Genomic DNA, 13,188 nt, shown 5'->3' on the forward strand with positions numbered 1-13,188 from the left:
ACGGTCGGAGAGATCATCGACGGCAACCTCTGACCATGTCTGACCGTTTTTGAGCGCTTACGGGGTGTGACTCGGGCCACGTAGATTGGGCGTAACGCTCTTGCGAACAACGCGATGACCTAAGAGGTGACAGCCGCGGAGGGAATACGGACGCCATTCATGGCGCTGTGTATCTCCCCGGCCCCCGCCCGCGCCGTCGGCCCAATCCCCAAGCCGGCGGTCGGCTCCAGTCCGTCCCGGACGGGGCCGGAAGCCGTTTTCCAACGTTCCGAGAGGTTGTTCGTGTCGGCCAGCACATCCCGTACGCTCCCGCCGGAGATCGCCGAGTCCGTCTCTGTCATGGCTCTCATTGAGCGGGGAAAGGCTGAGGGGCAGATCGCCGGCGACGATGTGCGTCGGGCCTTCGAAGCTGACCAGATTCCGGCCACTCAGTGGAAGAACGTACTGCGCAGCCTCAACCAGATCCTTGAGGAAGAGGGTGTGACGCTGATGGTCAGTGCCGCGGAGCCCAAGCGCACCCGAAAGAGCGTCGCAGCAAAGAGTCCGGCCAAGCGCACCGCCACCAAGACGGTCGCCGCCAAGACGGTGACCACCAGGAAGGCCACGGCCACGGCCGCCCCCGCCGTGTCGTCCGCCGCGTCCGACGATCCTGCCGAGGAGACGGCGGCCGCGAAGAAGGCCGTCGCCAAGAAGGCCCCCGCCGCCAAGAAGGTGGCCGCGAAGAAGACCGCGACCGCCGCCAAGAAGACGGTGGCCAAGAAGACCGCCGCCAAGAAGGACGACGTCGAGGTACTCGAGGACGAGGTCATCGAGGAGGCCAAGGCCGGCACCGAGGAGCCCGAGGGCACCGAGAACGCGGGCTTCGTCCTGTCCGACGAGGACGAGGACGACGCGCCGGCGCAGCAGGTCGCCGCCGCCGGTGCCACCGCCGACCCGGTCAAGGACTACCTCAAGCAGATCGGCAAGGTCCCCCTGCTCAACGCCGAGCAGGAGGTCGAACTCGCCAAGCGCATCGAGGCGGGTCTCTTCGCCGAGGACAAGCTGGCCAACGCCGACAAGCTGGCCCCGAAGCTCAAGCGCGAGCTGGAGATCATCGCCGAGGACGGCCGCCGCGCCAAGAACCACCTCCTGGAGGCCAACCTCCGCCTGGTGGTCTCCCTGGCCAAGCGCTACACCGGCCGCGGCATGCTCTTCCTGGACCTCATCCAGGAGGGCAACCTCGGTCTGATCCGCGCGGTCGAGAAGTTCGACTACACCAAGGGCTACAAGTTCTCCACGTACGCCACCTGGTGGATCCGCCAGGCGATCACCCGCGCCATGGCCGACCAGGCCCGCACCATCCGTATCCCGGTGCACATGGTCGAGGTCATCAACAAGCTCGCGCGCGTGCAGCGTCAGATGCTCCAGGACCTGGGCCGCGAGCCCACCCCGGAGGAGCTGGCCAAGGAACTCGACATGACCCCGGAGAAGGTCATCGAGGTCCAGAAGTACGGCCGCGAGCCCATCTCCCTGCACACCCCGCTGGGCGAGGACGGCGACAGCGAGTTCGGTGACCTCATCGAGGACTCCGAGGCCGTCGTCCCGGCCGACGCCGTCAGCTTCACGCTCCTCCAGGAGCAGCTGCACTCGGTGCTGGACACCCTGTCCGAGCGCGAGGCGGGCGTCGTCTCCATGCGGTTCGGTCTCACCGACGGTCAGCCGAAGACCCTCGACGAGATCGGCAAGGTGTACGGCGTCACGCGTGAGCGCATCCGCCAGATCGAGTCCAAGACCATGTCGAAGCTGCGCCACCCGTCGCGCTCCCAGGTGCTGCGCGACTACCTCGACTAGTCGACCGCGGCGATCGAACGGATCGCGGTAGTACGACGTCGAAGGCCCGGCCTCCCCACGGGGAGCCGGGCCTTCGCGCTGCGGACCGCGGTGCTCTGGACGACTCTGGGTGTTCCAGCACCACCCAGAGTGAGGAGCGTGCATGCGCCGTCCTTCTGCCCCCGTTCTGATCAGGCCGCTGATCCTGGCGGCCGTGGCCACCGCCATACCGTTGGCCGGCACGTCCCCGGCCGTCGCCGACAGCGTCGTCGTCGGCGGCTTCCCCGTCGATGTCTCCCAGACGCCCTGGACGGTCGCGCTGTCCAGCCGTGACCGGTTCGGAGGTACACGGGCCGGCCAGTTCTGCGGGGGCGTGGCGATCGGCCGGACCACGGTGCTGACCGCGGCCCACTGCGTGGCCGACGACGTCATCGGAGGACCGTCCGGCCGGGTGGACGACCTCAAGGTCATCACCGGACGCACGGATCTGCTCTCCGCGCAGGGCCAGGAGATCCCCGTGACCGACGTCCGCGTCAATCCGCGCTACGACGCCGACGCGAACACCGGCGACTTCGCCGTCGTCACCCTCGCCCAGCCCCTGCCGGACGGCGCGGTCATCGCGATGGCTCCGCAGGGCGACACCGCGTACGCACCCGGCACGGGCGCCCTGGTCTCGGGATGGGGCGACCTCACGGGCGGCGGCGACTACTCGCGGCGGCTGTACGCGGCACGCGTCCACGTGCTGTCCGACGAGACCTGTGAGCGGGCCTATCCGGGCGGCCCCGAGGGCACCTACCGAGCCGACTCCATGGTGTGCGCGGGCGAGGAGCGGGGCGGCCCCGACGCCTGTCAGGGCGACAGCGGAGGACCGCTGGTCGCCGACGGGAAACTGATCGGGCTCGTGTCGTGGGGGAGCGGCTGCGGACGCGCGGGGAACCCGGGCGTCTACACGCGCGTCTCCGAGGTCGTGAAGGCGCTGGGGCCCCGGGGTGCCCTCAGCGGCTCGCGCGGGTCTCACAAGCGCCACTGAGGCCCTCTGTACGGATACGACGAAGGGCGGCCGCTCCCCTGGAGGAGCGGCCGCCCTTCACCGGCCTGTGCCGGAGCTGGCTCGTCGTGGATGCGAGAGGTCAGCGCTCATCTTCGGAGGCGGTGGCAGGAACGGTCGTCAGCCGCTCCGTCTCGTCCTGTATCTCAGCGGCGATCTTCTTGAGTTCCGGCTCGAACTTGCGGCCGTGGTGGGCGCAGAAGAGCAGTTCTCCGCCGCTGAGCAGCACGACGCGCAGGTATGCCTGGGCGCCGCAGCGGTCGCAGCGATCGGCGGCCGTCAGGTGGCTCGCGGGGGTCAGAACAGTAGTCACGTCGCCTCTTCTCTAGCTCGACGAGCTGTCGTACCAGGGTCAACATCCAACCAGCCCGAAAACGTTCCCGCTCGGGGCTTCTCCTCGAAAAAAAATCTTTCGAGGTGGCCGTCTGCTACCGGTTGGCGGCGAATGTGCCGTATTGCGTGTCTTGATGTGCTTACGGGTTCGCGCGGTTCATCGGTCTCATCCTCCCGGCCGGGTTGCCGGTTGTTTGTGAGGACGTGCCCGGAGCCTAAATGGTTCATGCCTCGAAGGGAACGTGATATGTACTTCACTCCATCGAGGGATCGAACACGCATGCGACTCTGGACTAGTGTGAGTTCAGACGAGGGTGGCGTTACAACGGCTCTACCAGGCCTCGGTACCCTCTGAGCGGCGACCGAAGCCGACCCCTTACCCAAAAGGGGCTCCAGTGAAATTCAGCGAGGAGCGAACCGCGTGACCGCCGATACGTCCGTGCCGTCCACAGCGCTGCTGGCAGGAGCAGACCGGGACGGCTCCAACTACACCGCGCGGCACCTGCTCGTCCTCGAGGGCCTCGAAGCCGTGCGCAAGCGCCCCGGCATGTACATCGGCTCGACCGACAGCCGTGGCCTGATGCACTGCCTGTGGGAGATCATCGACAACGCCGTGGACGAGGCCCTCGGCGGCTACTGCGACCACATCGAGGTCATCCTCCACGACGACGGCTCCGTCGAGGTCCGTGACAACGGCCGTGGCATCCCCGTCGACGTCGAGCCCAAGACCGGACTGTCCGGCGTCGAGGTCGTCATGACCAAGCTGCACGCCGGCGGCAAGTTCGGCGGCGGCTCCTACGCCGCCTCCGGCGGTCTGCACGGCGTCGGCGCCTCCGTGGTCAACGCGCTCTCCGCGCGTCTCGACGTCGAGGTCGACCGCGGTGGCAACGTGCACGCCATCAGCTTCCGCCGCGGTGTGCCGGGCGCGTTCACCGGCGTCGGTCCGGACGGAAAGTTCGACGCCGCCAGCGGACTGCGCAAGATCAAGAGGGTGCCCAAGACCCGCAGCGGCACGCGCGTGCGCTACTGGGCCGACCGCCAGATCTTCCTCAAGGACGCCAAGCTCTCCCTGGAGACGCTCCACCAGCGCGCCCGCCAGACCGCGTTCCTGGTGCCGGGCCTGACCATCGTGGTCCGTGACGAGTACGGCCTCGGCGAGAGCGGCAGTAAGGGCGAAGAGTCGTTCCGCTTCGACGGCGGCATCAGCGAGTTCTGCGAGTACCTGGCCACCGACAGGCCGGTCTGCGACGTCCTCCGCTTCTCCGGACAGGGCACCTTCAAGGAGACCGTCCCGGTCCTGGACGAGCACGGCCAGATGACCCCCACCGAAGTCACCCGCGAACTCGGCGTGGACGTCGCGATGCGCTGGGGCACCGGCTACGACTCGAACCTGAAGTCGTTCGTCAACATCATCGCCACGCCCAAGGGCGGCACCCACGTCGCCGGCTTCGAGCAGGCCGTCCGCGAGACCATGAACGAGGTCCTGCGCGCCAAGAAGCTGCTCCGCGTCGCCGAGGACGACATCGTCAAGGACGACGCCCTGGAGGGCCTCACCGCCGTCGTCACCGTCCGGCTCGCCGAGCCGCAGTTCGAGGGCCAGACCAAGGAGGTGCTCGGCACCTCGGCGGCCCGTCGGATCGTGAACAACGTGATCTCCAAGGAACTGAAGGGGTTCCTCACCTCCACCAAGCGCGACGCCGCCGCCCAGGCCCGCGTGGTCATGGAGAAGGTGGTCGCCGCCGCGCGGACCCGTATCGCGGCCCGTCAGCACAAGGACGCGCAGCGTCGCAAGACGGCCCTGGAGTCCTCGTCGCTGCCGGCCAAGCTCGCCGACTGCCGCAGCGACGACGTCGAGCGCAGCGAGCTCTTCATCGTCGAGGGGGACTCCGCGCTCGGTACGGCGAAGCTGGCCCGGAACTCCGAGTTCCAGGCGCTGCTGCCGATCCGGGGCAAGATCCTCAACGTGCAGCGGTCCTCGGTCACCGACATGCTCAAGAACGCCGAGTGCGGCGCGATCATCCAGGTCATAGGGGCGGGCTCGGGCCGCACCTTCGACATCGACGCGGCGCGCTACGGCAAGATCATCATGATGACCGACGCCGACGTCGACGGCTCCCACATCCGCTGCCTGCTGCTGACGCTGTTCCAGCGCTACATGCGGCCCATGGTCGAGGCGGGCCGGGTCTTCGCCGCGGTGCCGCCGCTGCACCGGATCGAGATCGTCCAGCCCAAGAAGGGCCAGGACAAGTACGTGTACACGTACTCGGACCGGGAGCTGCGCGACAAGCTCATGGAGTTCCAGAGCAAGGGCGTCCGGTACAAGGACTCCATCCAGCGCTACAAGGGCCTCGGCGAGATGGACGCGGACCAGCTGGCCGAGACCACGATGGACCCGCGCCACCGCACCCTGCGGCGGATCAACCTCTCCGACCTGGACGCGGCCGAACAGGTCTTCGACCTCCTGATGGGCAACGACGTGGCCCCCCGCAAGGAGTTCATCTCCAGCTCGGCGGCGACGCTGGACCGGTCCCGTATCGACGCGTGACGCTGCGCTGAGCTCCGGCCGGGTACTCGGGTGGGCCGAGGCCCCGGCCGGGCTCGGGCCCCGCAGCCCCTCCCGGCCGCTGCCCACCCCGGCGCTTCCGGCCCGCGGCCGCCCTGTAGTGAGCCCACAGCCCCCTTCTCCACCCTTGGGTGGAGAAGGGGGCTTCCTGGGATCCACCCGTGATCCACCCCTGCTCCGATCTGTTGACCTGTGCGTTTCCGTAGCGTCTGAGGTGTCGGGAGCTCCCGCTTCCGGCCCCGCTCCTTCCGCTCACGGAGGCACCGATGTCCGGGCTCGTCAACGCGTTGCTGATCGTGGCCGTAGTCGTCGTGGTGATCGTGCGCCAGTTCCGGGCCCGCCCGGTCGACACCGGCCGGCGCTGGTGGCTGCTGCCCGTGATCCTCGCGGTCGTCGCGCTGCGCGAACCCGGCATACTCGACGCTCATCACCGCACCGAAGCCGCCCTGCTGCTCGCCGTCGAGATCGTGGTCGGACTGGGGACGGGCGCCGGCTGGGCCTGGACCACCCGGGTCTGGACCGAGCCCGACGGAGTCGTGTGGACCAAGAGCACCAAGGCGAGCGGAATGGTCTGGCTCGGCGGCATAGCCGTACGCGTCGGCCTCTTCGCCCTGGCGGCCCTGATCGGCGTCCACCAGGACAGCTCGGCCCTGATGCTCGGCCTGGCGGTCACCCTCCTGGTCCGCTCCGGGATCCTGGTCTGGCGTGCCCAGTCGCTGCACCCCGTTCCGTCCGCCGCCGGCGGCCCCGCCCGGGCGTACGGTGACGACATGGCCCGGGCCTTCAGGAGGGAGGGCGTGTGACGGACAACGCGTGGACGCGCTGGCCCTCCCGCGAAGCACTGGGCCGGGCCGGGACCACCCCGGCCCGGCGCGGGCTCGCCTGGTTCGTGCGGCTGCTCGTCCTGGTCATGCTGCTGTGGGGCGCGTTCCACCAACGGCATGTGCACGGCTGGGGCGCGGTCGCGGCGGTCGCCGGTGTGGTCGTGACCGCCGTCGTCGCCCGGGGCTTCTTCCGGACCACCTACGCCCACCGGCTGGTGCCCTCCCTGGTGCTCGTGAGCGTCCTCCTGGTGATCGCGGTCGCCGCGCAGGCCGCGGGGTTCCAGGGGCCGGCCCTGGTGATCTGGTGCGGCTGCGGGATCTGCGCCCTGGAGAGACTGCCGCTCGGCGCCGCGGTCCCCGTGGCGGCCGTGGGTCTCGCCTCGTACTCCGCGTTCAACAACGACGTCTGGCTGACCACAGCGGCCACCGTGGTCGGTATGGCGCTGGCGGGCTATGTCCTGCGGCTCGACGCGGAGGCCCGGGGCAGTGCCCAGCGGCTGCTCGTCCAGGAGCGGGCCGCGAGGGAGGCCGAGGCCGAGTCGGCGGCGCTGGCGGAGCGGGCCAGGATCGCGCGGGAGATCCACGACGTGCTGGCCCACAGCCTCTCGGCCCAGATGGTGCATCTGGAGGCGGCGCGGCTGCTGATCGAGCGCGGAGCAGGCCGCGAGCAGATCCTCGAACGGGTCGTGGCGGCCCGGGGAATGGCGCGGGACGGACTCGCCGAGACCCGCCAGGCGCTGTCCGCCCTGCGCGGTGAACTGACCCCGCTGGAGGACTTCCTCACCGAACTGGTGGGTGCCACCGACGGGGCCGAGGTCACCGTCGCGGGTGACCGCAGAGCACTGCCGGCCGAGGCCTCGCAGACGGTTCGGCGCGTGGCCCAGGAAGCGCTGACGAACGTCCGCAAGCACGCCTACGGCGCCAGGGTCCGTGTGCGGCTGGAGTACCAGGAGCACGAAGTGACGCTGAACGTGCGGGACTCGGGTGGCCGTCCGGGCGAACTCAGCGGCGCCGGCGGCGGGTACGGTCTGCTGGGGATGCGGGAGCGGGCCGAGCTGCTGGGCGGGTCGCTGGAGGCGGGGCGTGACGACGAGGGGTTCGAGGTGATGTTGAGGGTGCCCGTATGACGGAGGCCGAGAAGAAGTCCGCGCGGGTGGTGGTCGCGGACGACCAGACGGTGGTCAGGGAGGGCATCGTGATGCTCCTCGGGCTGCTGCCCGGTGTGGAGGTCGTCGGTGCCGCGGGGGACGGCGAGGAGGCGGTGCGGCTGGTCGGTGAACTCTCCCCGGACGTGGTGCTGATGGACCTGCGGATGCCGCGCTGCGACGGGGTGGAGGCGACGCGCCGGATCCGGTCGCGGTACCCCGGGACCCAGGTCGTGGTGCTCACGACGTTCGCGGACGACGAGTCGCTGTTCCCGGCACTGAGCGCCGGTGCGCGTGGTTACCTCACCAAGGACGCGGGCGGCGACGAGATCGTCCGGGCCGTGCACAGCGTGCTCTCCGGGGACGCGGGGCTGTCCCCGAGCATCCAACGGCGGCTGCTGGAAAGGCTGTCCGAGCCCACGCCGGCGCCGGTGTCCGCGCCCACCGAGCCGCCCGACGGGCTGACCGCCCGGGAGACCGAGGTCCTGGTGCTGATCGCCGAGGGGCTGAGCAACCAGGAGATCGCCCGCAAGCTGCATGTGTCCACCGCGACCGTGAAGACGCACATCAACAACCTGTTCGCGAAGACCGGCCTCAAGGACCGTGCGCAGGCGGTGCGTTATGCGTACGGGAAGGGACTGGTACGGCCACCAGGTGATTGAGTCACCTGATGGGGTGAAGAGGACGGGGAAGAAGTGTCGGGGATCTTCCCGATCTGTCCATCCTTGAGCATGCAGTCAAGCAATGGTCGTCCCCGCGACGGCGGGGACGGTCCCGAGAGTTCGGCCGAACGGCACGAGGACCAGGGTGCGTACGGCACGGTCTCCCGGGAAGTCAGGTACGAGGACCCCTGGTACGACGCGCTGGCCTCAGGCTGGGGCGAGTTGGACGGCACCGGTGCACCGGCCGCCGTACCGGCGGTCGTACCGGCCGCGCGAACGGAGTCGGAGGAGAAGGCCGTTCGGGCCAGGGACGTGTATCTGGAGGTGCAGCGCAGTGCGGCCTTCCAGGAGGTGCGCAGCCGCTACCGGCGATTCGTGGTGCCGGGGGTGGCGGTCTTCCTCACCTGGTACGTGGGGTACGTGGTGACCGCGACGACCGCGCCCGGTCTGATGGCACGGCCCGTCGCCGGGGCGGTGAACGTGGGCATGCTGGCGGGGCTGGGGCAGTTCCTCAGCACGTTCCTGCTCACCTGGGCCTACGCCCGGCACGCGCGCCTGCGCAGGGACCGGGCCGCGCTGGAGCTGCGCTGGGACACCCAGGAGCTGACCCGCGGCCTTCGTGGCGGTGGGGCATGACGGGGAACCACGAGACGCTGGCGCTGCTGCTGTTCAGCGTGTTCGTCGCCGTGACGCTGGGGATCACGACCTGGGTGAGCCGGAAGCGGCACGGCTCGGCGGAGGAGTTCTACGCCGGGGGGCGGTTGTTCTCCCCGATGGAGAACGGGTTCGCCGTCGCGGGCGACTACATGTCGGCGGCTTCGTTCCTCGGCGTGGCCGGGCTCATCGCGCTCTTCGGGTACGACGGGCTGCTGTACGTGGTGGGGTTCCTGGTCGCGTGGCTGGTCGTGCTGTTCCTGGTGGCGGAACTGGTGCGCAACTGCGGGCGGTTCACGCTCGCCGATGTGATCGCGGCGCGGATGCGGGAGCGGCCCGTCAGGATCGCGGCGGGAACTTCCTCGATCACCGTGTCCGTTCTCTATTTGGTGGCGCAAATGGTGGGGGCCGGCAGTCTGGTCGCGCTGCTGCTGGGGCGCACCAGCCAGGCCGCGCAGGCGTGGGCGGTCATCGGGGTCGGCGCGCTGATGGTGATCTACGTGTCGTTGGGAGGGATGCGGGCCACCACCTGGATCCAGATCGTGAAGGCGGTGCTGCTGATGAGCGGCACGGTGGCGCTGACCGTGCTCGTGCTGATGCGGTTCCACGGGGACGTCGACCAGCTGCTGCTGACGGCCGCCGAGCGCAGTGGGCACGGGAAGGCGTTCCTGGCGCCGGGGCTCAAGTACGGCGGGGGCTGGAGCGCGCGGCTGGACTTCATCAGCCTGGGACTGGCACTGGTGCTGGGGACGGCCGGCCTGCCGCACATCCTGTCCCGCTTCTACACGGTGCCGACCGCGCGGGCGGCCCGGCGTTCCGTGGTCTGGTCGATCGGGCTGATCGGCGGCTTCTACCTGATGACGATCGTGCTCGGCTTCGGCGCCGCGGCCGTCGTCGGGCCGGACGCGGTGCGCGCGTCGTCGGGGAACACGGCGGTGCCGCTGCTGGCCCTGGACCTGGGCGGCGGCGAGGGCTCCACGGGTGGGACGGTCCTGTTCGCGATCGTCGCCGCCGTTGCCTTCGCGACCATTCTCGCCGTGGTCGCCGGGATCACCCTCGCCTCCTCGGCATCGGTCGCGCACGACCTGTACGCCTCGCTGCACCGGGCGCGCACCAAGCCGCGCAGCGAGGTGGCGGTGGCGCGGACGGCGGCGGTCGGCATCGGGGTGGTGGCCATCGCCCTCGGCCTGCTGGCGCGTGACCTGAACGTCGCGTTCCTGGTGGGCCTGGCCTTCGCGGTGGCGGCCTCGGCCAATCTGCCGGTGCTGCTGTACTCGCTGTTCTGGCGGAACTTCACGACGCGGGGAGCGGTGTGGGCCGTATACGGCGGGCTGGTTCCGGCGCTGGTGCTGGTCGTGCTCTCCCCGGTGGTCTCGGGGAGCCCGGGGGCGCTGTTCCCGGGGGTGGACTTCCAGTACTTCCCGTTGCAGAACCCGGGGATCGTCTCGATCCCGCTCGGCTTCCTCGCGGGCTGGCTCGGCACGGTCACCTCGGACGAGGTGCCGGACGAGGCCGGGCACGCCGAGACCGAGGTGCGGTCGCTGACCGGAGCGGGGGCCGTCTGAAAGAGCGCCGGGGCTAGGGCGCGACCCACGCGTACCGGTGCTCGGGGCGGCCCGTGTCACCGTACTTCAGGGAGAGGCGGAGGCGGCCGGCCTGTTCCAGGTGGCGTAGGTAGCGCTGGGCGGTGGACCGGCTCAGGCCGGTCTCGGCGGCCACCTCGTGGGCGGAGAGCGGGTGGTCCGCGCGGTGCAGGACCCCGCAGATGAGGTCCGTCGTGGGTTCGGAGTGGCCGCTGGGCAGGCCGGGCGCGGACGGGGCCGGTGAGGTACGCAGGGCGCCGAAGATCCGGTCGACCTGCTCCTGTCCCGTCAGGCCCCGGCCGCCGACCCGGTCGACGGTACGACGCAGCGCCGCGTAGGAGTCCAGGCGGGTGCGCAGCGCGGCGAAGGTGAACGGCTTGACCAGGTAGTGCAGGGCGCCCAGCCGCATCGCCCGCTGGACGGTGGTCACATCGCTGGCCGCCGTGATCATGATGACGTCGGTGCCGTGGCCGTGCTCCCGCATACGGTGGACGAGTTCCAGGCCGGTCAGGTCCGGCAGATAGTGGTCCAGCAGGACCAGGTCGATGGAGCCGCGTTCCACGGCGGCCAGGGCCTGGGCAGCGCTGTGCGCGCGGGCGGCCACCCGGAACCCGGGAACCTTCCCCACGTACTTGGCGTTTATCTCGGCGACGCGGAAGTCGTCGTCCACCACCAGGACGTCAATCATCAGGCCTCTCCTTCAAGGCCGGCGAGCGTTAAGCCCGTGTTTCGTCTGCGCAGTTGTAGCGCGCGCAAAACGAGCACAACAGGTGCTTGCGAGCAAAAGAACGGCTTGCGCCCAGAAGACTGCTGCTGTGTCCCGGGCCACACCTACCGTCCCGGCCCATGAGCGCAGACACCAGCCCCGCCATCGAGCTGCGGGGCGCGAGCAAGATCTTCAAGACCCCGTCGGGGGGTCTGCACACGGCCGTCCGCGACCTCGACCTCACCGTGGGGCGCGGCGAGTTCGTGGCCGTCGTAGGGCCGACGGGCTGCGGCAAGTCCACCACGCTGACCCTGGTCAGCGGGTTGGAGGAGCCCAGCGAGGGCGAGGTGCTGGTGGCCGGCCGGCCGGTGGCCGGCGTCGGTGACAAGGTCGGTTTCGTCTTCCAGCAGGACGCCACCTTCCCCTGGCGGACAGTGCTGTCCAACGTGATGGCGGGCCCCCGTTTCCGGGGCGTGCCCAAGGCGGAGGCCCGGGACAGGGCCCGCGCCTGGCTGGCCCGGGTCGGGCTCGCCGCCTTCGAGGACCGCTATCCGCACCAGCTCTCCGGCGGTCAGCGCAAGCGCGTGGCGCTCGCCGCGACCTTCGTCAACGACCCCGAGATCCTGCTCATGGACGAGCCGTTCTCCGCGCTCGACGTGCAGACCAGGGCGCTGATGTCGGACGAGTTGCTGGAGCTGTGGGAGGGCACGGGCGCCTCCGTCGTCTTCGTCACCCACGACCTGGAGGAGTCCATCGCGCTGGCCGACAAGGTCGTCGTCATGACCGCCGGGCCCGCGACCGTGAAGCAGGTCTTCGACATCGACCTGCCCCGCCCCCGCAAGGTCGAGTCGGTGCGTCTGGAGCCGCGGTTCATCGAGATCTACCGCGAGATCTGGGAGTCCCTCGGCGAAGAGGTCCGCATCACCCGCGAGAGGGGCGCCGCCCATGTCGCCTGACGTCCTCAGCACGCCCGTCGCCGAGACGGCCAAGGCCCCGGACCGCGCGCAGTCGCGGGCCCAGGCCGCCCGCAGACGCAAGGCGGTCGTGTTCGCCGTGCGCGTCCTGCTCCTGGTGGCCGTGCTCGGCCTGTGGGAGGTCCTGTCCCGGGCCGGTGCCATCGACCCGTTCAACTTCTCGATGCCCTCGAAGATCTGGGACCAGATCTGGACCTGGGTGACCCACGGCACCGCCCTCGGCTCGCTGGGCGAGCAGATCTGGTACACGCTCTACGAGGCGCTGCTCGGCTGGGTCATCGGTGTCATCGCCGGTGTGGTCTTCGGTATCGCCCTCGGGCGGATCGCCTTCCTTGCCGACGTACTCGGCCCCTACATCAAGGTGCTCAACTCGATCCCCAGGATCGTGCTCGCCCCGATCTTCGTGATCTGGTTCGGGCTGGGCGCCTCCTCCAAGGTCGCCTCCGCCGTGGTCCTGGTGTTCTTCCCGGTGTTCTTCAACGCGTTCCAGGGCGCGCGGGAGGTCGACCGCAACCTCGTCGCCAACGCCCGGATCCTGGGCGCCGGCGACCGCAGGGTGACCCTCCAGGTCGTGATCCCGTCCGCGACCTCGTGGATCTTCACCAGCCTGCACGTCAGCTTCGGCTTCGCCCTCATCGGCGCCATCGTCGGCGAGTACATCGGCGCCACCAAGGGCATCGGCCTGCTCGTCGCACAGTCGCAGGGCACCTTCAACGCGGCCGGTGTGTACGCCGCGATGGTCATCCTCGCCGTCGTCGCGCTCGCCGCCGAAGGGCTGCTCACCTTCGCCGAGCGCCGCATCTTCCGCTGGAAGCCGTCGGACTCCGACAGCTGAACCCGGACCCTCCGCCTCCCCGCCCGCACCGCCTTCTCACAAGGACGTGAAC

General features: G+C 69.9%; 12 protein-coding genes. 10 read left to right on the plus strand and 2 right to left on the minus strand.

The window, feature by feature from the left end:
* Window positions 1–282: 282 nt before the first annotated feature.
* Both ACZ619_RS29650 and ACZ619_RS29655 read left to right on the plus strand, forming a co-directional pair.
* On the plus strand, window positions 283–1,830 hold the full coding sequence (locus ACZ619_RS29650; protein ID WP_469605209.1) for an RNA polymerase sigma factor: 1,548 nt from the start codon (window positions 283–285) through the stop codon (window positions 1,828–1,830).
* 142 nt (window positions 1,831–1,972) lie between these two features.
* Window positions 1,973–2,839 carry a S1 family peptidase gene (locus tag ACZ619_RS29655; RefSeq protein WP_469605212.1) on the plus strand — a complete coding sequence of 289 codons (867 nt, stop codon included), beginning with the start codon at window positions 1,973–1,975 and terminating at the stop codon, window positions 2,837–2,839.
* Between the two features lie 100 nt (window positions 2,840–2,939).
* Here the strand turns inward: ACZ619_RS29655 and ACZ619_RS29660 are convergent, their stop codons facing one another.
* Entirely contained in the window at window positions 2,940–3,170 is a 231-nt protein-coding gene (locus tag ACZ619_RS29660) for a DUF7455 domain-containing protein (RefSeq protein WP_046728668.1), read from the minus strand.
* A 441-nt stretch (window positions 3,171–3,611) separates the two neighbouring features.
* On the opposite strand from ACZ619_RS29660, the gene ACZ619_RS29665 reads away from it, so the two are divergent.
* The 6 genes from ACZ619_RS29665 (at window position 3,612) to ACZ619_RS29690 (ending at window position 10,603) form a co-directional block, all read left to right on the plus strand.
* The gene (locus ACZ619_RS29665) at window positions 3,612–5,735 is read left to right on the plus strand and encodes a DNA gyrase/topoisomerase IV subunit B (protein ID WP_469605214.1); all 2,124 of its coding nucleotides are present in this window, start codon (window positions 3,612–3,614) and stop codon (window positions 5,733–5,735) included.
* A gap of 284 nt (window positions 5,736–6,019) precedes the next feature.
* On the plus strand, window positions 6,020–6,556 hold the full coding sequence (locus tag ACZ619_RS29670; RefSeq protein ID WP_469605216.1) for a DUF1453 domain-containing protein: 537 nt from the start codon (window positions 6,020–6,022) through the stop codon (window positions 6,554–6,556).
* Complete coding sequence (locus tag ACZ619_RS29675) at window positions 6,553–7,704, plus strand: sensor histidine kinase (RefSeq protein ID WP_469605218.1); 1,152 nt, start codon at window positions 6,553–6,555, stop codon at window positions 7,702–7,704. The genes ACZ619_RS29670 and ACZ619_RS29675 overlap by 4 nt, the downstream gene beginning before the upstream one ends.
* Window positions 7,701–8,384: a response regulator transcription factor gene (locus ACZ619_RS29680; protein ID WP_469605221.1), complete on the plus strand. Its 684-nt coding sequence runs from the start codon at window positions 7,701–7,703 to the stop codon at window positions 8,382–8,384. The genes ACZ619_RS29675 and ACZ619_RS29680 overlap by 4 nt, the downstream gene beginning before the upstream one ends.
* 69 nt (window positions 8,385–8,453) lie before the next feature.
* Window positions 8,454–9,020, plus strand: a complete 567-nt coding sequence (locus ACZ619_RS29685; RefSeq protein WP_469605223.1) for a DUF485 domain-containing protein — start codon at window positions 8,454–8,456, stop codon at window positions 9,018–9,020.
* The gene (locus ACZ619_RS29690; RefSeq protein ID WP_469605226.1) at window positions 9,017–10,603 is read left to right on the plus strand and encodes a solute symporter family protein; all 1,587 of its coding nucleotides are present in this window, start codon (window positions 9,017–9,019) and stop codon (window positions 10,601–10,603) included. The genes ACZ619_RS29685 and ACZ619_RS29690 overlap by 4 nt, the downstream gene beginning before the upstream one ends.
* Before the next feature lie 13 nt (window positions 10,604–10,616).
* Here ACZ619_RS29690 and ACZ619_RS29695 read toward each other — a convergent pair whose 3' ends face one another.
* Window positions 10,617–11,309, minus strand: coding sequence for a response regulator (locus ACZ619_RS29695; RefSeq protein WP_469605229.1), 693 nt, complete (start codon window positions 11,307–11,309; stop codon window positions 10,617–10,619).
* 158 nt (window positions 11,310–11,467) lie between these two features.
* Between ACZ619_RS29695 and ACZ619_RS29700 the strand changes: the two genes are divergently transcribed.
* Both ACZ619_RS29700 and ACZ619_RS29705 read left to right on the plus strand, forming a co-directional pair.
* Entirely contained in the window at window positions 11,468–12,283 is an 816-nt protein-coding gene (locus tag ACZ619_RS29700) for an ABC transporter ATP-binding protein (protein WP_469605232.1), read from the plus strand.
* On the plus strand, window positions 12,273–13,136 hold the full coding sequence (locus ACZ619_RS29705) for an ABC transporter permease (protein WP_469605233.1): 864 nt from the start codon (window positions 12,273–12,275) through the stop codon (window positions 13,134–13,136). Before ACZ619_RS29700 ends, ACZ619_RS29705 begins: the two co-directional genes overlap by 11 nt.
* Window positions 13,137–13,188: the final 52 nt, after the last annotated feature.

The sequence above is a fragment of the Streptomyces sp. NPDC104367 genome (assembly GCF_055583825.1).